This window comes from Clostridium sp. X (assembly GCF_055755365.1).
The window spans coordinates 298,120-321,171 of the sequence record NZ_CM146912.1 but is presented as its reverse complement, the minus strand read 5'-3'; the positions used below and the strand labels follow the sequence as shown (position 1 = coordinate 321,171).

The 23,052-nt window shown below is 32.9% G+C and carries 20 protein-coding genes, 21 tRNA genes and 1 riboswitch; all 41 genes read left to right on the top strand.

Annotated elements, in window-relative coordinates; translation table 11 throughout:
* Position 1: 1 nt before the first annotated feature.
* Positions 2-472 carry a metallophosphoesterase gene (locus ACX0KU_RS01605; protein ID WP_472991185.1) on the top strand — a complete coding sequence of 157 codons (471 nt, stop codon included), beginning with the start codon at positions 2-4 and terminating at the stop codon, positions 470-472.
* A gap of 103 nt (positions 473-575) precedes the next feature.
* A tRNA-Pro gene (locus ACX0KU_RS01600) sits at positions 576-651 on the top strand.
* Positions 652-655: 4 nt separating this feature from the next.
* A tRNA-Gly gene (locus ACX0KU_RS01595) sits at positions 656-729 on the top strand.
* A 3-nt stretch (positions 730-732) separates the two neighbouring features.
* A tRNA-Arg gene (locus ACX0KU_RS01590) sits at positions 733-809 on the top strand.
* Positions 810-815: 6 nt separating this feature from the next.
* A tRNA-His gene (locus ACX0KU_RS01585) sits at positions 816-891 on the top strand.
* Positions 892-897: 6 nt separating this feature from the next.
* Positions 898-972, top strand: a tRNA-Gln gene (locus ACX0KU_RS01580).
* A gap of 4 nt (positions 973-976) precedes the next feature.
* Positions 977-1,052, top strand: a tRNA-Lys gene (locus ACX0KU_RS01575).
* A 26-nt stretch (positions 1,053-1,078) separates the two neighbouring features.
* Positions 1,079-1,162, top strand: a tRNA-Leu gene (locus ACX0KU_RS01570).
* 5 nt (positions 1,163-1,167) lie between these two features.
* Positions 1,168-1,242 (top strand) — tRNA-Gly (locus ACX0KU_RS01565).
* Positions 1,243-1,248: 6 nt separating this feature from the next.
* Positions 1,249-1,322, top strand: a tRNA-Gly gene (locus ACX0KU_RS01560).
* 4 nt (positions 1,323-1,326) lie between these two features.
* Positions 1,327-1,403: transfer RNA gene (locus ACX0KU_RS01555), tRNA-Arg, on the top strand.
* 8 nt (positions 1,404-1,411) lie between these two features.
* Positions 1,412-1,487, top strand: a tRNA-Lys gene (locus ACX0KU_RS01550).
* 21 nt (positions 1,488-1,508) lie between these two features.
* Positions 1,509-1,584: transfer RNA gene (locus tag ACX0KU_RS01545), tRNA-Pro, on the top strand.
* Between the two features lie 12 nt (positions 1,585-1,596).
* Positions 1,597-1,671: transfer RNA gene (locus ACX0KU_RS01540), tRNA-Gly, on the top strand.
* Positions 1,672-1,677: 6 nt separating this feature from the next.
* Positions 1,678-1,751 (top strand) — tRNA-Gly (locus tag ACX0KU_RS01535).
* Positions 1,752-1,755: 4 nt separating this feature from the next.
* Positions 1,756-1,832 (top strand) — tRNA-Arg (locus ACX0KU_RS01530).
* A gap of 8 nt (positions 1,833-1,840) precedes the next feature.
* Positions 1,841-1,916: transfer RNA gene (locus ACX0KU_RS01525), tRNA-Lys, on the top strand.
* Between the two features lie 6 nt (positions 1,917-1,922).
* Positions 1,923-1,998: transfer RNA gene (locus tag ACX0KU_RS01520), tRNA-His, on the top strand.
* A 6-nt stretch (positions 1,999-2,004) separates the two neighbouring features.
* Positions 2,005-2,079: transfer RNA gene (locus ACX0KU_RS01515), tRNA-Gln, on the top strand.
* Between the two features lie 4 nt (positions 2,080-2,083).
* A tRNA-Lys gene (locus ACX0KU_RS01510) sits at positions 2,084-2,159 on the top strand.
* Between the two features lie 102 nt (positions 2,160-2,261).
* Positions 2,262-2,335: transfer RNA gene (locus ACX0KU_RS01505), tRNA-Gly, on the top strand.
* A 33-nt stretch (positions 2,336-2,368) separates the two neighbouring features.
* Positions 2,369-2,445: transfer RNA gene (locus ACX0KU_RS01500), tRNA-Arg, on the top strand.
* Between the two features lie 439 nt (positions 2,446-2,884).
* A complete protein-coding gene (locus tag ACX0KU_RS01495) occupies positions 2,885-3,310 on the top strand; it encodes a hypothetical protein (RefSeq protein WP_472991184.1) in 426 nt (141 codons plus the stop codon).
* Between the two features lie 116 nt (positions 3,311-3,426).
* Positions 3,427-3,609 carry a hypothetical protein gene (locus ACX0KU_RS01490; RefSeq protein ID WP_472991183.1) on the top strand — a complete coding sequence of 61 codons (183 nt, stop codon included), beginning with the start codon at positions 3,427-3,429 and terminating at the stop codon, positions 3,607-3,609.
* 292 nt (positions 3,610-3,901) lie between these two features.
* A complete protein-coding gene (locus ACX0KU_RS01485; RefSeq protein WP_472991182.1) occupies positions 3,902-5,188 on the top strand; it encodes a dicarboxylate/amino acid:cation symporter in 1,287 nt (428 codons plus the stop codon).
* 136 nt (positions 5,189-5,324) lie between these two features.
* A riboswitch (purine riboswitch) is annotated at positions 5,325-5,426 on the top strand.
* Positions 5,427-5,597: 171 nt separating this feature from the next.
* Complete coding sequence (locus ACX0KU_RS01480) at positions 5,598-6,170, top strand: xanthine phosphoribosyltransferase (protein WP_472991181.1); 573 nt, start codon at positions 5,598-5,600, stop codon at positions 6,168-6,170.
* Positions 6,171-6,207: 37 nt separating this feature from the next.
* Positions 6,208-7,329, top strand: coding sequence for a BMP family ABC transporter substrate-binding protein (locus ACX0KU_RS01475; RefSeq protein WP_472991180.1), 1,122 nt, complete (start codon positions 6,208-6,210; stop codon positions 7,327-7,329).
* Positions 7,316-8,848 carry an ABC transporter ATP-binding protein gene (locus ACX0KU_RS01470; protein ID WP_472991179.1) on the top strand — a complete coding sequence of 511 codons (1,533 nt, stop codon included), beginning with the start codon at positions 7,316-7,318 and terminating at the stop codon, positions 8,846-8,848. The genes ACX0KU_RS01475 and ACX0KU_RS01470 overlap by 14 nt, the downstream gene beginning before the upstream one ends.
* Positions 8,841-9,914 (top strand): ABC transporter permease, encoded by a 1,074-nt coding sequence (locus tag ACX0KU_RS01465; protein ID WP_472991178.1) that lies wholly within the window; start codon positions 8,841-8,843, stop codon positions 9,912-9,914. The genes ACX0KU_RS01470 and ACX0KU_RS01465 overlap by 8 nt, the downstream gene beginning before the upstream one ends.
* A 2-nt stretch (positions 9,915-9,916) precedes the next feature.
* A complete protein-coding gene (locus ACX0KU_RS01460) occupies positions 9,917-10,858 on the top strand; it encodes an ABC transporter permease (protein ID WP_472991177.1) in 942 nt (313 codons plus the stop codon).
* A 129-nt stretch (positions 10,859-10,987) separates the two neighbouring features.
* Complete coding sequence (locus tag ACX0KU_RS01455) at positions 10,988-11,410, top strand: MaoC family dehydratase (RefSeq protein ID WP_472991176.1); 423 nt, start codon at positions 10,988-10,990, stop codon at positions 11,408-11,410.
* A gap of 214 nt (positions 11,411-11,624) precedes the next feature.
* Positions 11,625-13,349, top strand: a complete 1,725-nt coding sequence (locus ACX0KU_RS01450; protein WP_472991175.1) for a sigma 54-interacting transcriptional regulator — start codon at positions 11,625-11,627, stop codon at positions 13,347-13,349.
* A gap of 377 nt (positions 13,350-13,726) precedes the next feature.
* Positions 13,727-15,277, top strand: coding sequence for an acyl CoA:acetate/3-ketoacid CoA transferase (locus ACX0KU_RS01445; protein ID WP_472991174.1), 1,551 nt, complete (start codon positions 13,727-13,729; stop codon positions 15,275-15,277).
* 25 nt (positions 15,278-15,302) lie between these two features.
* Positions 15,303-16,688 (top strand): GntP family permease, encoded by a 1,386-nt coding sequence (locus tag ACX0KU_RS01440; protein ID WP_472991173.1) that lies wholly within the window; start codon positions 15,303-15,305, stop codon positions 16,686-16,688.
* A gap of 263 nt (positions 16,689-16,951) precedes the next feature.
* Positions 16,952-17,737, top strand: coding sequence for a short-chain-enoyl-CoA hydratase (locus tag ACX0KU_RS01435; protein WP_472991172.1), 786 nt, complete (start codon positions 16,952-16,954; stop codon positions 17,735-17,737).
* 255 nt (positions 17,738-17,992) lie between these two features.
* Positions 17,993-18,919: an aspartate carbamoyltransferase gene (gene pyrB / locus ACX0KU_RS01430; RefSeq protein ID WP_472991171.1), complete on the top strand. Its 927-nt coding sequence runs from the start codon at positions 17,993-17,995 to the stop codon at positions 18,917-18,919.
* Positions 18,919-19,347: an aspartate carbamoyltransferase regulatory subunit gene (locus tag ACX0KU_RS01425; protein WP_472991170.1), complete on the top strand. Its 429-nt coding sequence runs from the start codon at positions 18,919-18,921 to the stop codon at positions 19,345-19,347. Before pyrB ends, ACX0KU_RS01425 begins: the two co-directional genes overlap by 1 nt.
* A gap of 12 nt (positions 19,348-19,359) precedes the next feature.
* Positions 19,360-20,562, top strand: a complete 1,203-nt coding sequence (locus tag ACX0KU_RS01420) for a dihydroorotase (protein ID WP_472991169.1) — start codon at positions 19,360-19,362, stop codon at positions 20,560-20,562.
* The gene (gene pyrF / locus ACX0KU_RS01415; RefSeq protein ID WP_472991168.1) at positions 20,559-21,416 is read left to right on the top strand and encodes an orotidine-5'-phosphate decarboxylase; all 858 of its coding nucleotides are present in this window, start codon (positions 20,559-20,561) and stop codon (positions 21,414-21,416) included. Before ACX0KU_RS01420 ends, pyrF begins: the two co-directional genes overlap by 4 nt.
* 7 nt (positions 21,417-21,423) lie before the next feature.
* Positions 21,424-22,158 carry a dihydroorotate dehydrogenase electron transfer subunit gene (locus ACX0KU_RS01410; RefSeq protein ID WP_472991167.1) on the top strand — a complete coding sequence of 245 codons (735 nt, stop codon included), beginning with the start codon at positions 21,424-21,426 and terminating at the stop codon, positions 22,156-22,158.
* Positions 22,151-23,047 carry a dihydroorotate dehydrogenase gene (locus ACX0KU_RS01405; RefSeq protein ID WP_472992382.1) on the top strand — a complete coding sequence of 299 codons (897 nt, stop codon included), beginning with the start codon at positions 22,151-22,153 and terminating at the stop codon, positions 23,045-23,047. Before ACX0KU_RS01410 ends, ACX0KU_RS01405 begins: the two co-directional genes overlap by 8 nt.
* Positions 23,048-23,052: the final 5 nt, after the last annotated feature.

The window sequence follows — 23,052 nt, the reverse complement described above, 5'->3', positions numbered from 1 at the left end:
CGTGCTTATAGGAGTAGTTAGTGATACCCACAGGGATAAAATTGCAATAAAAAGGGCGGCTGAAGAACTTTGCAATACAGATGTGTTGATACATTTAGGTGATAATGATAGTGATGTTGAAGAATTAAGTAAATTATATAAAAATAGAATTATAAGTGTTAAAGGTAATTGTGATTTTATATCAAAAACACCTTTAGAGTTAGTTGAAGAATTTGAAGGTATAAGGATACTAATTACTCATGGACATAAATATAACGTAAAACAAAACATTTCAAAATTAAAGGATAAAGCTATAAAATTAGATGCAACTATAGCTTTGTATGGACATACTCATAGTGGAGAAATACGTCTAGAAGACGGGGTGTGGATTATCAATCCAGGTAGTGCAGCTCTTCCCAGAGATGAATATAGTAGTGTTGCAATTATTGAAATAGAAAATGGCGAAATTAAGCCTAGTATAAAAAAAATATAAAAAAATTAATAAAAGGTATTGACTGAAATAAGTATATGGTGTAGAATAATCAATGTCGCTGGTGAATTCGGAACATTAAATGTTAAGAAAGCGATATGATTTTCGGGGTATAGCGCAGATGGTAGCGCGCGTGGTTTGGGACCATGAGGCCGCGGGTTCGAGCCCTGCTACCCCGACCAATATGCGGGTATGGTTCAATGGTAGAACGTCAGCCTTCCAAGCTGAACACAAGGGTTCGATTCCCTTTACCCGCTCCAAATGCGTCTTTAGCTCAGCTGGATAGAGCAACGCCCTTCTAAGGCGTGGGCCAGGAGTTCGAATCTCTTAAGACGCACCAAATATGGTGGACGTAGTTCAGTTGGCAGAGCGCCAGATTGTGATTCTGGTTGTCGTGGGTTCAAATCCCATCGTTCACCCCAAAATAATGGGATGTCGCCAAGCGGTAAGGCATAGCACTTTGACTGCTACATGCGTAGGTTCAAATCCTGCCATCCCAGCCAATATGATCCACTAGCTCAGTCGGTAGAGCACTTGACTTTTAATCAAGTTGTCCGGAGTTCGATTCTCCGGTGGATCACCAGTTTTAAAAAAATATATTATAATTATGCAGGTGTGGCGGAATTGGCAGACGCACTAGACTTAGGATCTAGCGCCTTTGGCGTGGGGGTTCGACTCCCTTCACCTGCACCAATTAAGCGGGAGTGGCTCAGTGGTAGAGCGTCACCTTGCCAAGGTGAACGTCGCGAGTTCGAATCTCGTCTTCCGCTCCAAAATATGCGGGTATGGTTCAATGGTAGAACGTCAGCCTTCCAAGCTGAACACAAGGGTTCGATTCCCTTTACCCGCTCCAATTTGCGTCTTTAGCTCAGCTGGATAGAGCAACGCCCTTCTAAGGCGTGGGCCAGGAGTTCGAATCTCTTAAGACGCACCAATTAATATGCGCTATTAGCTCAGATGGTAGAGCAACTGACTCTTAATCAGTGGGTCCTGGGTTCGATTCCCCGATGGCGCACCACTATCTTTTAAAAAAATATTTCGGGGTATAGCGCAGATGGTAGCGCGCGTGGTTTGGGACCATGAGGCCGCGGGTTCGAGCCCTGCTACCCCGACCATTTAAATTTTAAGCGGGAGTGGCTCAGTGGTAGAGCGTCACCTTGCCAAGGTGAACGTCGCGAGTTCGAATCTCGTCTTCCGCTCCAAAATATGCGGGTATGGTTCAATGGTAGAACGTCAGCCTTCCAAGCTGAACACAAGGGTTCGATTCCCTTTACCCGCTCCAATTTGCGTCTTTAGCTCAGCTGGATAGAGCAACGCCCTTCTAAGGCGTGGGCCAGGAGTTCGAATCTCTTAAGACGCACCAATTAATATGCGCTATTAGCTCAGATGGTAGAGCAACTGACTCTTAATCAGTGGGTCCTGGGTTCGATTCCCCGATGGCGCACCAAATATGGTGGACGTAGTTCAGTTGGCAGAGCGCCAGATTGTGATTCTGGTTGTCGTGGGTTCAAATCCCATCGTTCACCCCAAAATAATGGGATGTCGCCAAGCGGTAAGGCATAGCACTTTGACTGCTACATGCGTAGGTTCAAATCCTGCCATCCCAGCCAATGTGATCCACTAGCTCAGTCGGTAGAGCACTTGACTTTTAATCAAGTTGTCCGGAGTTCGATTCTCCGGTGGATCACCAATTTTAAGCAGTGAGCACAAATCGATGATTTGTTGTGAATCGCTTACTCATCTGACTAAAAGAAAGATGAGTTTCATAATCAATAGTTTTTTATTTTAATGTGCGGGTATGGTTCAATGGTAGAACGTCAGCCTTCCAAGCTGAACACAAGGGTTCGATTCCCTTTACCCGCTCCATTTTTTTATTTTTTGGACTTTTAAAAGTATTATGCGCTTATAGCTCAGCTGGATAGAGTTACGGACTTCGAATCCGGAGGTCGGGGGTTCGAATCCCTTTAGGCGCACCAAAATAGAGGCTTCCTGAGTTTTCAGGAGGTCTTTTTTTGTACGTCCAAAATGTATGCTTAGTCTATAAGCTGAAAGAAACCTATGTAGCTATATTGGGCTTTTCAAATATCTTTAATCTAATATTTGCGTGTTTTTCAGTCTTATTACTTCATCTTTAAATATCAGAAGAAGAGAAATATCTGCCTAGAGTATTTGAGAAAGACTATCTATTTTTATATAAGATTATAAAAGGGTAACAAATGTTATGGAAGAACATATATTTATTGGTTGTAATAAGAAAAATTTTACAAATGATAATACGTAGAAGATACTATGAATAAAGAAATAGAAAGACTAAGAGTAATTGATTAATTAATATATAATATAAGAACAAATTTTTTTTGTAATAAAACATAATCTATATCAATATTAATACTAAAAAAGATATAAGGGGGAAATATGATAATCAAGCGAGGTCAAGTTGATATAGATGAATATAAAGAATGTTTTTTAGGAGATTTAATATTGAATAACTATGACGAATCTAAACTTTTAATTTTTCTAGGAGCAGAAGAAATAAATTCTGGGAAGTGGAAATTAAAAATGGGTTTAAGTAAAAGATGTGAGAATGATTTAAAAGATAGTACACTTCATATTGTAAATAGCGATTGGTTAAGTAATTATTCTTTTAATATATGTATAGAAGTTAGAATTGGTGAAAAAATTAGACTAAATGAGGATTTAGGCAGTAATATTTTAACTGAGGAGGAAGTAGGCATTTTAAGAAGTAAAATAGAGGAAAAATATAAGTTTTATAAAGCAAGTTGTATGACTATTAGAGAAATTGAAAAGGATCGTATTTTATTTGATGTGCAATACATTTAATCAATATAATAAAATGCTTTATTTTATCTTTTATATTAATAAAGCATACTAAAGTGAATGAATAGTGGTGATTCTTTATTATCATATGTCATATACTTACTTAAGAGGTGAAGCATATGGAGAAAGAAGAATTGCAGGAAATTATTCATAAGGAAATAGGTGGATCATTAAATGAAATAGCCAAAAGTTTAAAAAAAGAAAAGAAAAAACCAAACTATTTATACTTAATTGTATTTAGTACCTTTATGTTGTATGTTTTATACATTATATATAAGACAGTTAATAGTATTAACATATAGTTAATTACTTGTAGACTATGTTCTAGCATAGTCTTATTTTTTTATTTTTTGCTCAGTATAAACCCTTCAAGGCTTATTATGTCTAAAATATAATCTAAGAAAATAAATGTAAATATAGAATAAAATAGCAATATGAATGAACAGAATTTGGATAAATAATAAAAAAATCACATATGCAAGAGGGTATATATTAAAATTCATTTTTGTTGCAAAACTATATAAATAATGATATAATAACAACATAAAATGAATAAAATGATTTATAATTAGTCTTTTAATGGAGGGGAAATGATTGAATAAGAAGGGAAAATCATCATTAGCTGCAAAAATTGTTTTTGCATTAATCTTAGGTATATTATTTGGTATAGTAGCAAATAATGTATTCTCGGCAGATATAAACAATGATTTAAGTAAATGGGTATTGTCACCAGTAGGTGATATGTTTTTAAGATCAATAAAAATGTTAGTAGTACCTCTTGTTTTATGTTCTTTAATATGTGGAGTAGCTGCTATTGGAGATATTAAAAAACTAGGACGTGTTGGAGTAAAAACAATTGCTTATTATGTACTAACTACAGCAGTAGCTATATCTATAGCAATGTTTGTAGCTAATGTAATAAGACCAGGAGTAGGTACAGGATTAAATATATCAGTAGCACAAACTGCTGTTGAAACTGCAAAGGCACCTTTTATAATGGATATGTTTGTGAATATGATTCCTACAAATCCTATTGATTCAATGGTAAAAGGTGATATGCTTCAGATAATAGTATTTGCAATAATATTTGGATCTTGCATTACATTATTAGGAGAAAAAGGAGAATTACTTTTAGATACTATTACACAGGTTAATGAAGTTCTTCTAAAAATGATAAATGTTATTATGCTTACAGCACCTATAGGAGTTTTTGCTCTTATATCAAAGGTTATAATGTTCCAAGGTATAGATGTTTTATTACCGCTTTTAAAATATTTCCTTACAGTTGTTTTAGTACTAGCAATTCAACTTTTCGTAGTATACGGATCAGCATTGAGAATTTTAGGTAATGTTAGCCCTATTACTTTCTTTAAAAAGTTTTGGCCTGTAATGTTAGTTGGGTTTAGTACTTCAAGTAGTAATGCTACAATACCAGTAACACTAGAAACTTGTGAAGAAAAACTAGGAGCATCTAAATCAATTGCAAGCTTTACGATACCACTAGGAGCAACTGTAAATATGGATGGTACTGCTATAATGCAAGGGGTAGCAACAGTATTTATTGCACAGTTAGTTGGAGTCGATTTAAGTATGTATCAAATGGTAATGGTAGTATTAACAGCTACTTTAGCATCTATAGGTACAGCTGGGGTTCCAGGAGCAGGTATTGTAATGCTTTCTATGGTACTTCAACAAGTAGGTCTTCCACTAGAAGGAATAGCACTAATATTAAGTGTAGATAGATTACTTGATATGATGAGAACTGTTGTAAATATTAGTGGAGATGCAGCAGCAACTATAATTATGGCTAATTCCGAAAAAGAATTAGATTTAGAAGTTTATAATAGTGATGTAGTTGTAGGAGAATCAGTAGAAGCATAAGTAACGAAATAGTGTCGTTTTAATTAAAGCCATAGTAAATAAAATTTTACTATGGCTTTAAAATTTAGTATTGCTTTTTGGACAAGTTTCGGGTAATATATAAAATATAGTTATGTGTCGAATGTTTTTTATTAAAAAATAAATATTGTTCGTATCTCGTATATGTTTAGAAATATGGTCTAAACGTTTCTACTAAACAGCCTTAAACTGTTTAACTACGGGGTTTATAGTTATAACAAAGTTTGTTAAAATACTTATATATTTTAAGGAAGAATTTAAAGTACTTAAAAGGTTATTAGCTATTTTAATAAAGAATTGTTATTTAAGGTTATTGCCATATAAACTCCCTAGTTTAAACTAGGGAGTTTTTGTTTGTATTAAAAATATAGCATAAGGGATGGGTCATTTCATGGAATTGTTAAAGAATAGAATTTTAGAAGAGGGTAAAGTTTTAGGAAAGAATATTTTAAAAGTAGATAGCTTTCTTAATCATCAAATAGATGTAGAACTTTTTAATGAAATAGGAAAAGAATTTAAGAGAAGATTTAGTGAAAAAAAGGTTTCAAAAATAGTTACAATAGAAGCATCGGGAATCGGAATAGCTTGTATAACTGCACAATATTTTAATGTTCCGGTAGTTTTTGCAAAAAAACATGAAGGAAGTAATATGGATAAAGAAGTTTATGAAGCTGATGTATTTTCTTTTACTAAAAATAAATCTTATAAAATAAAAATTTCAAAAACATATATAACTGAAGAAGATAAGGTTCTTATAATAGATGATTTTCTAGCAAATGGAAATGCAGCTTCTGGTCTTATAGATGTTATTACACAAGCAAATGCTGAAGTGGTTGGCGTAGGAATTGTAATAGAAAAAGGCTTTCAAAATGGTAGAAAACTTATTGAAGAAAGTAAAATACAATTAGAGTCATTAGCAGTTATAAAAGCTATCGAAAATGGAAAAGTTATTTTTAAAGATTAATATCAAAAATAATATAAAAATTAAGGGGGAAGAATTTATGAAAAAGCTAACAGGATTATTATTAGTTTTCATCTTATCATTAGGGACATTATTAACAGGATGTGGCGCTAGTAATGATAAGGAATCACCAAAAAAAGATAGTTCGACAAAATTAAGTGCTTCAGATATAAAAGTAGGTTTCATTTATGTTGGACCAATAGGGGATGGCGGTTACAGCTATGCTCATGATCAAGGAAGACTTTATATGGAGAAGGAATTAGGACTTCAACCATCTATAATTAAAGAGAATGTAAAAGAAGAAGATGCAGAAGTTCAGAATGTTATTGAAAGTATGATTGACCAAGGTGCTAATGTTATAGTAGGAACAAGCTTTGGATTTATGGATGGAATGAAAAAGGCAGCATTAGAACATCCAACAGTTAAGTTTTTACACTGTTCAGGATATGAAAGTGCAGAAAATATGGCAAATTACTTTGGAAGAATGTATGAAGCAAGATACTTATCAGGTATAGTTGCAGGAATGAAGACACAATCTAATACAATTGGATATGTTGGAGCTTTTGAAATACCAGAAGTTGTAAGAGGAATAAATGCATTTACTTTAGGAGTTCGTGCTGTAAATCCTAAAGCTGTAGTTAAAGTAAAATGGACAAATACTTGGTATGATCCAGGTAAAGAAAAAGAAGCAGCAAAAGCTCTTTTAGATGAAGGTGCAGATGTTATTGCTCAACATCAAGACACAGCAGGACCACAACAAGCAGCAGAAGAAAAAGGAGCATTCTCAATAGGGTATAATACAGATATGGAAAGTTCAGCACCAAAAGCTTATATGACATCAGCAGTTTGGAATTGGGGACCTTACTATGTAGAACAAATAAAAGCTATTATGGATGGAACTTGGACAAATGAAAGTTATTGGAAAGGTATGGATGCAGGAATCGTTGATTTAGCTCCATTAACTAAAAATGCACCTGCAGGAGCAGAAGAAAAAGTAAAACAAGTGAAAGAAGATATAATATCAGGAAAAAATAAAATATTTGTAGGACCAATAAAAGATAATAAAGGAACAGAAAAAGTAGCAAAAGACACAGTTATGACTGATAAAGAACTATTAGAATTTAATTGGTTCGTAGAGGGAGTTCAAAATGCTGGAAAATAAAGTTCCATATATACAAATGAAAAATATAACTAAATCTTTTGGAAAAGTAATTGCAAATAATAATATAAATCTAGAAGTGTATGGTGGAGAAATCCATGCACTTCTAGGTGAAAATGGGGCTGGGAAAAGTACACTTATGAACATGCTATCAGGGGTTTATACTCCTGACAGCGGTTCTATTTTCATACATGGGGTTGATAAAAAGTTTACTTCACCAAAAGATGCTATAGAAGCTGGTGTAGGTATGATTTATCAACATTTTAAGTTAGTGGAAACTATGACTGCAGTAGAAAATATACTTCTTGGACAAAAAGGAAAATTATTTTTAGATAAGAAGAAAAATGTAAAAAAAATAGAAAGTATAATTGAAAAGTTTGGACTAGAAGTTAATTTAGATAAAAACGTATATGAAATGTCAGTAGGAGAGAAACAAAATCTTGAAATACTAAAGGTTATATATAGAGGGGCAGATATATTAATCTTAGATGAACCGACAGCGGTATTTACTCCACAAGAGAGTAAAAAGTTATTTAAAATAATGGATAAGATGAGAAGTGAAGGGTGTGCTGTAATCTTTATAACACACAAGATGGACGAAGTTATGGCTATGTCAGATAGAATAACAGTTCTAAGAAAAGGTGAAACAATAGAAACGTTAAATAAAGTAGAAACTAATCCTAAAGAACTTACTGACCTTATGGTAGGACGTTCTGTAGATTTATCTATAAAAAATGTACCTTTTAAAGAAGGTTCCAAAGTACTAGAAGTAAATAATTTAAAAATTTTAAGTGAAGATAAGGTAGAAGTAATTAAAAATATTAGTTTTGATGTTAAAGCTGGAGAAATTTTAGGTATAGCTGGAATAGCAGGAAGTGGTCAAAAAGAGCTATGTGAGGCTATAGCAGGTATTCAAAAAGTTCAAGACGGAGAAATTATATTTGAAAAAGAAAATATTGTTGGCAAGAATGCTAGAGAAATAATAACAAAGGGAATAAGTATGAGTTTTATACCAGAGGACAGATTAGGTATGGGACTTGTAGCATCTATGGATATGGTAGATAATCTTTTACTTAAAGAGTATCAAAGTCAAAAAGGAATGTTTATTAGAAGAAATGCTATTAAAGAAAAAGCTAAAAAAATGGTTTCGAAGCTTGAAATTAAAACTCCAGGAATACATCATCCTATAAAGTATTTATCAGGTGGAAACATTCAAAAGATATTACTTGGAAGAGAACTAAGTTTATATCCTAAACTGCTTATTATGGCATACCCAGTTAGAGGATTAGATATTAACACATGTTATACAATATATGATTTGATTAATGAGGAGAAAGCAAAAGGAAACTCCATAATCTATATAGGTGAAGATCTAGATGTTTTAATTGAGTTATGTGACAGAATTATGGTTATGTATGATGGACGTGTAACAGGGGTAGTAGATGCAAATAATACTTCAAAAGAAGAAATTGGAATGCTCATGGTAGGAAATAAATTAGAGGAGGAGCTTCTTGATGCTTAGAATTATAAAAAAGGGTGAAATAAGTAAAAGTGATAGTATAAGAATAAGGGCTATTGCTATAGTTCTTTCCCTTATAGTAGTAGGGATTTTTATATTCACCTTAGAACTAAATCCTCTTAAAGTTTATACTTCTATGCTAGAAGGAGCTTTTGGTTCAGAATATAAAATAAAACAGACTATTATAAAAGCAGTTCCTCTTTTAATTGCTTCATTAGGAATATCTATAGCTTTTAAAATGCAGTTTTGGAACATAGGTGGAGAAGGTCAGATAATTATGGGAGCTTTTGCTGCATCATATTTTGCCTTGAATTTCTCAGATTTGCCTAAAGTTCTTTTATTAATTATTATGGGAATAGCAGGAATGATTGGAGGAGGGCTTTGGGCATTTATACCAGCACTTTTCAAATCAAAATGGGGAACAAATGAAACTATTGTAACCTTAATGATGAATTATATAGCATTAAATTGGGTTACATATCTTCAATATGACTTGTGGAAAGATCCAAAAGCAATGGGATTTCCTAAGATACCTCCATTTTCAGGTAATGCTATACTTCCAAAGTTGTTTGGAGTTCATATCGGATGGATAATAGCTGTAATACTTACAGTAATAGTATATGTATTTATGAATTATAGTAAAAAAGGGTATGAGATTAGTGTGCTTGGAGAGAGTGAGAGAACTGCTCAATATGCTGGGATTAATATAAAAAAGACTATAATGACTGCTGTATTTTTAAGTGGAGGTTTATGTGGTGTTGTAGGTATGATTCAAGCTTCAGCAGTAAGTAATACTTTATCTGTTGCAGTTTCAGGTGGAGCAGGTTTTACAGCAATAATTATAAGCTGGCTATCTGCTTTAAGTGCACCTGTAATAATGATATCCTCTATACTTTTTGCAGGACTGCTTCAAGGAGGAGCATATATACAAACGGCTTTTGGAATACCAGATGCAGCAGCTTCAGTGCTTCAAGGTACTATTTTATTCTTTATATTAGGAAGTGAATTCTTTATTAAATACAAGGTTTATATTAGAAGATCTAAAACTGAAGTAGTGAAGGGGGAATAGGAATGAATTCAATAGTTATATTTTTAAGTGCTGCGGTAATTGCAGGAACCCCACTACTTTTTGCAACTCTAGGTGAAATTATTACAGAGAAGGTAGGTAACTTAAACCTAGGAGTTGAAGGTATGATGTTAATGGGGGCTGTTATTGGATTTGCGGTAGGTCTAAAGACAGGTAATCCCATACTAGCAATGATTGGAGCAGCTTTGGCAGGAGCTAGCGGTGCTTTAATATATGCCTTTCTGACAATAGGATTAAGAGCAAATCAAGTTGTTTCAGGACTTACATTAACTATATTTGGTACAGGATTTTCGAGTCTAATAGGTAAAGCTACAGGGTTAATAGGACAAAAAACTCCTGACACTATAAAAGAGTTTTTTAAAGTTCTTCCTATACCAGGACTATCTAAAATACCTTTTATTGGACCAATATTTTTCAATCATGATCCTTTTGTGTATTTTGGATATATATTAGCTATATGTATAGGGATATATTTATACAATACAAATAAAGGACTTAATTTAAGGGCTGTTGGGGAAAATCCTGTATGTGCAGATGCAGCTAGTATTAATGTAAGTTTATACAAGTATGTTAATGTATTAATTGGAGGAGCCCTTTGTGGACTTGGAGGAGCTTATTTATCTTTAATATATATTCCAGCATGGCAGGAAAACGTAACAGCAGGGAGAGGATGGATTGCTGTAGCACTTGTAATATTTGCAGCATGGAATCCTTATAAAGCTATTTTTGGATCATATTTATTTGGAGCATTAGGTATAGTTGCTTTTAGGTTTGAAGCATTAACAGCTCATGTATCTCAATACTTAATTGATATGTTACCTTATCTTGTGACTATAATTGTTCTTTTAATTGTATCTATGAGAAAAAACAAGAAAAATGCACCACCATTAAATTTAGGAAATGCTTACTTTAGAGAAGAGAGATAAAAAACATCACCAAATTAAAGATTTGGTGATGTTTTTTTGAAATTGGCATAGAGATTGCTACATTAATTTATTAGAGTTGCTCATTAAAAATGTAAATTCTAAAAAATTATATGAGGTGGGTGTTGAATAATGGTAGGAAAAACTATTACTGAAATCCAAATTGGAGACAAGGCGACTTTCACTAAGACTATGACAGAAACTGACGTATACTTATTTGCAGGAATTTCTGGAGATTTAAATCCCGCACATGTTAACCAAGTAGCTGCTGAAAAAACTATGTTTAGAGGGAGGATATGCCACGGAATGTTAGTGTCAAGCTTAATTTCAACTGTTCTCGCTATGTACCTTCCAGGTCCAGGAACAATATATATGGGACAGGATTTGAAATTTTTAGCGCCAGTAAGGATGGGAGATACTGTTACTGCTGAAGTTGAAGTTATTGAAAAAGATGAGACTAAAAATAGAATGGTTTTAAGAACTAAGGTAACTAATCAAGAAGGAAAAATAGTTATAGATGGTCAAGCTAAAGTAATGCCTCCTAAGGATGTTTAATAATTAACTAAAGAATAAAATAAATATAAGTAGTGCGCAAAATATCAACATTTTCGCGTGCTACTTTTTTATTTCAAAAAAATGTTTTAGTAATAAAAAAATAAGGTAGATTATGAAATGATTAAAATTAATTTATATTTTCATTATTCTTGTAGTATTCAACATATAATGCAATGAGTATAAAATTATATTTTTATAAAAGGGGCTAATTGATATGATAGAGGCTTTAGTTAGTGTTAATGATAAGAAAAATTGCATTATAGGAAATAATATAGATATTGGAATCATTCAGGTTAATTTAAATGGAATCATAACAGACTGTAATTTGGTTGCAAAAAGAATATTTGGTATAAAAAATAATAAAAAGGTTAATGGAGAAAGTATTTTAAATATATTTCCAGACATTGATATGAAGAAGGTTTTTGAATCTGGAACTGAGAAAAAAAGAACTGATCTAATATATAAGGATAAAAAACTTATGATTGATAATATACCTATAATAAATGAAGATAGAATTCAAGGATATATAGCTTTGATTTATGATGAAACAAAGAACATGATTCTAGTTGAAGAATTAGAAAAAGAAAGACATGCTGCAGAAGTCTTAGATACTATACTAGAGATGATTTATGATGGAATTGTAGTTGTGGATAAGTATGGATATATTACTATGATAAGCAGGGCCTATACAGAATTTCTAGATATGAATAGAAAAGATGTTATAGGAAAGCATGTAACAGATGTTATACAAAATACAAGAATGCATATAGTTTTAGAGACAGAAAAGGCTGAAATTGCTCAACTACAAAAGCTAAAGGGGAAATATATGATAGCTAGCAGAATACCAATAATTAAAGAAGGTAAAATAGAGGGAGCGGTAGGCAAAGTATTATTTAGAAACCTTAAAGATTTTAACACCTTATATAATAAAATAAGTAAAATAGAGAAAGAAATCGAGCATTATAAGGGAGATGCTAAAGAAAGCAATAGTGCAACTTATTCTTTTTATAACATAATTGGAAATAGTAATAAGTTAGAAGAGGCAAAACTAATGGGGAGAAAAGCTGCTTTAACCAATTCAAATGTCTTGTTGAAGGGGGAAAGTGGTACTGGCAAGGAACTTTTTGCACATGCTATTCATAAAGCCAGTGATAGAGTTCATGGCAATTTTGTTAAAGTGAACTGTGCTGCTATACCAACAGATTTACTTGAATCGGAATTATTTGGTTATGAAAAAGGCTCATTTACTGGAGCTAAAAAAGAAGGTAAAATAGGAAAATTTGAGCTTGCTAATGAAGGTACAATTTTTTTAGATGAAATTGGAGATATGCCATTACATATGCAGGCCAAGCTTCTTAGAGTTCTACAGGAAAAAGAAGTTGAGAGAATTGGCTCTATAGTTACGAAAAAGATAGATATAAGAGTTATAGCAGCCACAAATAGAAATCTAGAACAAATGGTGAAATCGGGAGCATTTAGAGAAGACTTATATTATAGATTAAACGTTGTAACTATTACTATACCTCCACTTAGAGAGAGACGTGAGGATATTGTTACTCTAACGTGCTGTTTAATAAATAAGATTTGTAAAAGGCTAGACAAAAACGTAAGTGGAATAAGTAAAAAAGCTATGGAATGTATGAAGAATTATAAATGGGAAGGAAATGTTAGGCAACTTGAAAATGTTATAGAAAGAGCTATAAATATTGTGGAATATGGAAAAGAAATAAAACTAGAGCATTTATCTTATGATATTGTAGGTAAAACTGTTGAACCTATTGTTGAAAACTTAGATAATGTTTTAAATAAAGCTGAAAGATATGCTATTCTTAATGCTCTTAGTGTATATAGTGGAAATAAAAGTAAGGTAGCTAAAGCGCTTAATATAAGCAGGACAACCCTTTATGAAAAGATGACTAAGCACAATATATTAGATTAAGGTATGAGAGAAATCTTAAAGATGTACGAGGAAATTTACAAAAAACAAGGCAAATAAAGGGTAGTGTACGGAAAAACGTACACTTTTTATATTTAATTTACAAAAATGTATGAAAACATTTACAAAACCCTGCTAGTTCCTGGAAAGAGTACTCCACTGAGTAAGCGACTTACTCCAAATCATAGATTTCGGATATCTGCTTAAGTTGAAGATAAAGTTAGCTACGTCCTTGAATAACGATTTATAAGAGGTTAAAAAATTTAATTTTTATTTTAGATGGAATTCATAATATTAAACTTGGCATAGAAGTTGCTATTAATAATTGTAGCTATTAAAGGTACCATTTATAGTTAGTAAACATAGAAGGAGGGGAATTGATGGCTTCAAAAGTAAAAACTATGCAAGAGGCTATTGCAATGATTAAAGATGGAGATATGGTGGCAGTATCTGGATTCGTAGGAGCAGTACAACCAGAAGGAATATCAATTGCAATAGAAAAAAAGTTTCTAAATGATGGAAGTCCTAAAAACCTAAGTTTAATTTATGCAGCTGGTCAAGGCGATTCGAAAAGTAAAGGATTAAACCATTTTGGACATGAAGGATTAGTGTCAAAGGTGATAGGTGGGCATTGGGGACTTGCCCCTAAACTTCAGAAGTTAGCCTTAGAAAACAAAATAGAAGCTTATAACCTCCCTCAAGGAACTATATCGCAATTATTTAGGGATATAGCTGCAAAAAAACTAGGAACGATAACTCACGTAGGTTTGAAAACCTTTGTTGACCCACGACTTGAGGGTGGAAAACTAAATAAAAAAACTACTGAGGATATAGTTAAAACTGTTACTATAGAAGGTCAAGAAAGATTATTGTATAAGGCATTTCCCATTGATGTTGCTTTGCTCAGGGGAACTTATGCTGATGAGAAAGGAAATGTTTCCTTAGAAAAGGAGATTGTTACGGCAGAAGTATTATCAATGGCTCAAGCAGCTAAAAACTCTGGTGGAAAAGTAATAGTTCAAGTCAACAAAATAGTTTCTAATGGAATACTTAATCCAAAGCAAGTCAAAATACCGGGTATATATGTTGATGCTATAGTTGTTGTTTCGGAAGGAGAAGCTTCGTGGCAAACATTTACAGAGCAATATAAGGCAGAATATTGTGGAGAAGCTGTTATTCCACTAAATAATATAGAACCAGCTGAATTCAGCGAAAGAAAGATTATAGCCAGAAGAGCGGCTATGGAACTATCTAAAGATGCAATAGTAAATTTAGGAATAGGAATGCCAGAAGTTGTATCTATGGTAGCTAATGAAGAGGGAATTGGCGATAGTATGACTTTAACAGTTGAACCAGGTCCTATTGGGGGAGTTCCCCTAGGAGGATTAAACTTTGGAGGATCAATAAATGCAGAAGCCATTATTGATCAACCATATCAATTTGATTTTTATGATGGTGGCGGACTCGATGTAGCATTCTTAGGACTTGCACAATGTGATATTAAAGGAAATATTAACGTGAGTAAGTTTGGTCCAAAGATTGCGGGTTGTGGTGGATTTATAAATATAACTCAAAATGCTAAAAAGGTAGTTTATTGTGGAACATTTACTGCGGGGGGATTAGAGGTTAAGGCTGAGGAAGGTAAGTTAGTTATAGTAAAAGAAGGAAAAGTAAAAAAGTTTATACCAGAAGTTGAACAAGTTACTTTTAGTGGAGAGTATGCACAGGATACAGGTCAACCAGTTATATATGTAACAGAAAGAGCTGTATTTGAATTAAGATCAGAAGGACTTACATTAACGGAAATAGCTCCAGGTGTAGAGCTTCAGAAAGATGTATTGAATCAAATGGAATTCATACCAATAGTTGCTACAGATCTTAAATTAATGGATGAAAGAATATTTAAAGATAAATTAATGGGACTTAAATAAGATCAAAAGGGGTGGAAAATATAATATGGTAGGAGTAATTGGGATTATAATTTCCTTAGGTCTTTTAATGTATTTAGCATATAGAGGTATTACAGTTCTTATACTTGCACCAATTTTAGCATTATTTGCAGCTATTCTTGCTGGAGGAATGGATGCTCATTTAATGGCAATTTATACTGAAACATTTATGACTTCATTGGCTGGATATGTTAAGGCATACTTTCCTATTTTCTTACTTGGAGCTATATTCGGTAAGTTAATGGATGATTCAGGTTCAGCAAAAGCAATTTCGCGAGGGATTGCAAGTAAACTAGGCAAAGATAAAGCAATAATAGCGGTTGTATTAGCTTGCGGTATCTTAACATTTGGTGGAGTCTCATTATTTGTTGTTGCTTTTGCAGTATTCCCAATAGCTATGCAATTATTCAAGGAAGCAGATATACCTAAGAGATTAATACCTGGAGCATTGGCATTGGGATCATTTACATTTACAATGACAGCATTACCAGGAACACCACAAATACAAAATGCTATCCCAATGCCTTTTTTTGGAACAGACGCATACGCAGCACCTATACTAGGTATAATTGCAGGTATATGCATGTTTGCAGGAGGAGTAACTTGGTTGACATTAAGAGCTAAGAAAGCTAAGGCTGCTGGAGAAGGTTATGGAAATCACCCGGGTGAAAAAGTTATTGAATTTAGTGATAAAGATCTTCCATCATTTGGAATGTCAATATTGCCAATAATAATAGTTCTTGTTGTAAACTTTGTACTTTCTAAGTTTGTTTATGTAGCTAATAAATATGATGCTGGATATCTGGAAGCTTATAAGACTACATTAGCTAAAGTAGCGGGTACTTGGGCTTTGGTTATTGCACTTATTGTATCCATAGTTGTTACAGTAATAATCAATTTAAAGAGATTAAAGAGTGCTAGAGAAAGTGTTAATCAGGGGGCAATAGGTTCACTTCTTGCCATAATTAATGTGGGTTCAGAAGTTGGATATGGAAATGTTATTCAAACACTTGCAGCATTTACAATAATAAAGGAATTAATACTTGGATTTTCTAGTAATCCAATAATATCAGAAGCAATATCAGTTAATGTACTTGCGGGTATTACAGGTTCAGCTTCAGGTGGGATGAGCATAGCACTTGGAGTATTGGGAAAACAATATTTAGAAATGGCAATAGAACAAGGAATAAACCCTCAAGTTCTTCATAGAATTGCAGCACTTGCTTGCGGTGGTCTTGATTCATTACCACACAATGGAGCGGTTATAACACTTCTTAGCATCTGTGGACTTACGCATAAAGAGTCTTATGCAGATGTAGGTATGGTTTCTGTTGTTGTACCACTATGTACTACGATTTTAGTAATTATACTTGCGGTAATTGGACTAGTGTAGTAAAAAAAATTACGAAAAAATAAAAACAGGTGTAAGTCCTATATTTATAGGATTTACACCTGTTTTTATTTTCTAAATAAGGAAGGATTTTAAATAGAAATATTACGATTAAGTAATATTTTATTTAAAATTGAATAGATTTAATTGAAGACAACATGAAGTATGAAATTTCTTATAATATGAAAAAAGGTTGAATTTGTTAAAGAATAGTTAATAAAACATATTGAATTATAAGGAATTTCGGAATTTAAGGGGGAGTAAAAATGGAATTTAAAAATTTAATTTTAACTAATAAAAATGGAATAGGGTATTTAACTATAAATAGACCTAAAGCGTTAAATGCATTGAATTCAGAAACGTTAACTGAAATTTACTTAGCTATTGAAGAAATTTCAAAAGATGATAATATATTTGTAGTTATTTTAACTGGAGCGGGTGAAAAGTCATTTGTAGCAGGTGCAGATATTTCAGAAATGAAAAGTATGAATGTTATTCAAGGTAGAGAATTTGGGATATTAGGAAATAAGACTTTTAGAGCGATTGAAACACTAGAAAAACCAGTTATAGCCGCTGTAAATGGTTTTGCATTAGGTGGTGGTTGTGAACTTTCTATGGCATGTGATGTAAGAATAGCTTCTACTAATGCTAAATTTGGTCAACCAGAGGCAGGATTAGGTATAACTCCAGGTTTTGGTGGAACACAGAGAATGCCAAGGCTTGTTGGAATGGGAATGGCTAAACAATTAATTTATACAACTAATATAATAGATGCTCAAGAAGCCTATAGAATTGGACTTGTGAACAAAGTTGTGTCTTTAGAAGAATTGATGCCCACAGCTATAAAATTAGCTAATGATATGATAAAAAATGCACCTATAGCAGTTAAACTTTGCAAACAAGCTATAAATAGAGGAATGCAGGTAGATATAGATACAGCTATAGCATTTGAAGCAGAGTTATTTGGAGCATGTTTTTCAACGGAAGATCAAACAGAAGGTATGACCGCTTTTGTTGAAAAAAGAAAAGAAAAGCAGTTTAAAAATAGATAGCAGATAGCGCTTAAAATTAAAATACATTGATTTTATAATATTACTATGATACAATTATGTAAAAGTTAATAGTGTACCTTTAATTCAGCACGAGAGGCTGAGAAGGATGGATGAGTACAAGTGTATAGTAATATTGCCGTTATAGGAATTTATTATGCCATAGTTGTGTATAAATTTATGCCTTCTCGTAAATCGGGAGGGCATTTTTTATTACCCTTTAAGGTTAGTTCAGAGAGACTAAAAAGGAGGATTTATATGTTAAATGGAAGAAATTTAATTGACCCAATGGATTTTACATTAGAAGAATTGGAAGAAGTATTCGAACTAGCAGATAGGATTATTGAAAATCCTAAAAAATATTCTAAGGTGTGTGAAGGAAAGCTTTTAGCTACACTATTTTATGAGCCTAGTACAAGGACAAGATTAAGCTTTGAAGCAGCTATGCTAAGATTAGGTGGACAGGTAATGGGATTCTCAGACGCCAGTTCAAGTTCCGTGTCTAAGGGTGAGAGTCTAGGAGATACTATTAAGACTGTAGGATGTTATGCCGATATTATAGCAATGAGACATCCAAAGGAAGGATCTGCAAAGGTTGCTACTATGTACTCCGATGTACCAGTTATAAATGCAGGAGATGGGGGACATCAACATCCAACTCAAACTTTAACAGACCTGCTTACTATTAAAAATATAAAGGGAAAGTTTTCGAATCATACCATTGGAATTTGTGGAGATTTAAAGTTTGGAAGAACAGTACATTCTTTAGTAAAAGCCTTATCAAGATATGAGAATAATAAATTTATTTTAATCTCACCTAAAGAATTAGGAATTCCAGATTATATAAAAGAAGAAATACTAGAAAAGAAAAATATACAGTATGTAGAAGAGGAAAGATTAGAAGAGGTCATAGGGGAAATTGATATACTCTACATGACTAGAGTTCAAAAGGAAAGATTTTTTAATGAAGATGAATATATAAGACTTAAAGATAGCTATATACTTAATGAAGAAAAAATGAAAATGGCAAAGAAGGATATGATAATTCTCCATCCTCTTCCCCGAGTTAATGAAATATCACATGAAATTGATTCAGATCCAAGGGCGTGTTATTTTAAACAAACTAAACTTGGAATGTTTGCAAGAATGGCATTGATATCAAAGCTTTTGGGGGTGGCAGATTAATGTTGAATATAGATAGTATTAAAAACGGTATTGTAATTGATCACATTAAATCTGGAAGTGGAATAAAAATGTTTAATTATCTAGCATTAGAGAAAGCGGAATTTTCAGTTGCGCTTATTATGAACGCCTCTAGTAAAAAGTTAGGTAAAAAAGATATCATTAAAATAGAGAATAACATTGACATAGATTTTACGGTATTAGGACTTATTGATCCCAATGTAACTATTAGCATAATAGTTGATGGAAAGACAAGAGAAAAGATTAAGTTAAATCTTCCTCAAGAGGTTGAAAATGTTATGATGTGTAAAAATCCTAGATGCATAACCACTGTAGAGCAGTATATCCCACAACAATTTTATCTTGTAGATGAAATCAAAAAGGAATATAGATGTAAGTATTGTGATGAAGCTTTTAAAAGAGAGATCTAGGAGGTAAGATAAATGGAGATTTTAATAAAGAATGCAAGAATAGTTGATTGTTCGCAAGATTTTTATGGAGATGTTTATATAGTTAAAGGAAAAATAAATGAAATAGGAAAGCATTTATGCAAGGATTGTAAAGTTATAGATGGAAAAGGAAAAGTATTAATGCCTTCATTTATAGATTTGCATGCTCACTTTAGAGAGCCGGGATTTACCAATAAAGAAGATATACTAAGTGGAAGCAGAGCAGCAGTAAAAGGTGGATACACCGTAGTAAACTTAATGGCAAATACAAATCCGGTTTGTTCCACTATGGATACAGTTAATTATGTTATTGAGAGGTCTAAGGAAGTTGGGCTTTTAGATGTACATCAAGTAGTATCAATTACAAGAAATTTAGATGGAAAAGATATACAGCATTTAGATGATCTAAGCTCAAGTGTAAAATTTATTTCAGATGATGGAAAGGGAGTAGACGATAATAAGGTCATGATGGAAGCTATGATAAAAGCAAAAAGAAAAAACATGACCGTAATATCTCATGCTGAAAATCCTGAAATGAGCAAAACAGATATGAGAATGGCAGAAAATATGATGACTTGGAGAGATATATCCCTTGCTAAGTTTACAGGTTGCAGACTTCATATGGCTCATGTAAGTACTAAAGAAGCTGTAGAGTATGTTAGAGAAGCTAGGAAGGAAGGCTTTAAAGTTACTAGTGAAGTTACACCTCATCACTTAGCTCTAGTAGGAGAAGATACATATAGAGTAAATCCACCTATTAGAGAAATAGAAGATGTGAATGCATTAATTAAAGGAATTAGAGAGGGTTTTATAGATGCAATAGCCACTGATCATGCTCCACATACCGAAGAAGATAAGAAAAATGGTGCACCGGGAATCTCAGGAATAGAAACGGCATTTTCTGTATGTTATACAAAGCTTGTTAAGGAGTGTAATATGACTTTAAGTAAGGTTTCAGAACTTATGTCTAAAGGACCTGCTCAAATAATGGATTTAAATAAAGGGCAAATAACAATAGGCTTTGATGGTGATCTGGTTTTAGTAGATTTAGATAAAGAATATGTAGTAAACTCAGAGGATTTTTTATCAAAAGGAAAGAATACTCCTTTTAATGGAATGAAACTGTATGGAGAAGTAGAAATGACAATTAGATGTGGTAAAGTGGTTTATGATAAAGAATCGGGGGTAAGAGGATGATTATAGATAGATTATATGAGGAAGTAGAAAAGAAAGGTAATGTTTGTGTAGGGCTTGATACGGACTTAGAGTATTTACCTAAATCTTTTTTAGAAAATTATAATGATATAGAAGAGAGCCTCTTCCATTTTAATGAAAAAATAATAGATGCAACACTTGATCATACAGCTTGTTATAAGGTACAAATAGCATATTATGAGGCTTATGGTATAAAAGGACTTATAGCATATAAAAGAACCTTAGAGTATATAAAAAGTGTTGGATGTTTGTCTATAGCGGATATAAAAAGAGGAGATATTTCAAAGACAGCTGAAATGTATGCAAAAGCTCACTTTGAAGGAGACTTTGAATCAGACTTTATAACTGTAAATCCTTACATGGGAATGGACAGTATAGAGCCATATATACCGTATCTTAAGAATAAAGAAAAAGGACTTTTTGCACTAATAAGGACATCTAATAAAGGATCAAAGGATTTTGAGTATATAGAAAGTAAAGCAAGTAGAAAAGTTTATGAAGTTGTCGGAGAAAAGCTTGAAAAAATGGGGGAAACAGTATTAGGTAAGTGCGGATATACATCAATAGGTGGAGTGGTTGGGTGTACAACTGCTGAAGATGGAATGAAGATTAGAGAAAATTTTAGCAAAACTTTCTTTTTAATACCAGGCTTTGGAGCACAAGGTGGAGGTGCAGAAGAGGCTAGAGTGTATCTTAAAAATGGAAATGGTGGAGTAGTAAATTCTTCTAGGGGCATACTTTTAGCATATAAAAATTATGAAAATGGGGAAAAATCTTTTGATGAATGTGCTAGAAAAGAAGTATTAAAGATGAAAAAAGAACTTGGAAGGGAGTAAACTTTAGATGAAATACTTAAAAGAGATAATTAAAGAAAATATAGAAATCTCTCCAGGAATATTTAAACTCACAGTAAGAGGAAATTTTAAAGCAAAACCAGGCCAATTCTTTATGTTAAAGGCTTGGGATGATGGTTTAATTCTTCCAAGACCTATAAGTGTACATGATGTAAAAGAGGATGGAATTACATTTTTATATGCTGTAGTTGGTAAAGGAACAAAGATAATGAGTAAGCTTGAAGCTGATGAAGGTATTGAGCTAATAGGACCTTTAGGCAATGGGTTTGATTTAGAAAGTATAAAGGGAAGGGTAGCTGTGGTTACTGGAGGAATAGGAATAGCTCCTATAAGTTACCTAATAAAAGGTATCAAGAATTGCAATGTGGATTTATATGCCGGATTTAGAGATGAGGATTACGGTATACAAAATATAAGTGATTATGTAACTTCAGTTAATATAGCAACAGAAAGTGGAAGAAAAGGGTATAAAGGTTATGTAACTGATTTATTAAAACCAGAAGAATATGATGTGGTTATATGTTGCGGGCCAGAGGTTATGATGGAGAAAGTAGTTAAGATGTGTAATGCTAAAGAGGTTTTAGTATATGCTTCTATGGAAAACAGGATGGCTTGTGGGATTGGAGCATGTTTAGTTTGTACATGTAAAACTAAAGAGGGAAACAAGAGAACCTGTAAGGATGGTCCAGTCTTTAATGGAAAGGATTTGGTCTTTAATGATTAATATAAATATATGTGGAATTGATTTTAAGAACCCTGTAATTGCAGCATCAGGAACTTTTGGATTTGGAGAAGAATATTCAAAGTTGTTTGATGTATCTAGGCTTGGTGGTATTTCAACTAAAGGGCTTACTATAAATCAAAAAGAAGGCAATGATGGAATAAGAATATATGAAACACCAAGTGGAATCATGAACAGTGTAGGTTTACAGAATCCGGGAGTAGATGGTTTTGTTCAAGATAAGTTAGGTGATATGAAGAAACTTAACACAGTGATTATAGCGAATCTAGGTGGAGGATGCATAGAGGACTATCTAGAGGGAATAGAGAAGCTTAATGAAGCAGAGGTAGATATGATCGAGCTTAACATATCATGCCCAAATGTTAAAAGTGGAGGAATGGCCTTTGGAATAAAATCAGAGGTTGCATACAATGTAGTTTCAGAAGTGAAAAAAATATGTAAGAAGCCTCTTATAGTTAAATTATCTCCTAATGCAGAAGATATTGTGGATATGGCATATAAGTGTTGTGAGGCAGGAGCGGATTCAATATCTTTAATAAATACACTAAAGGCTATGGCAATTGATATAAAAAAGAGAAAACCAGTATTTGATAATGTTTATGCAGGGTTATCAGGACCATCAATAAAACCAGTGGCTCTTAGAATGGTTCATGAAGTATGTAAAGCTGTAAATGTACCAGTTATAGGAATGGGCGGAATATGTAACTCAGAAGATGCTATAGAATTTATAATGGCAGGAGCTCATGGGGTACAAGTTGGAAGTGCAAACTTCATGAAGCCAGATATATGTATAGATATAATAGAAGGAATAGAAAAGTTTATGATAGAAGAAGGTATAAAAGATATTAGTGAAATTAGAGGAATAGTTTAAAATAT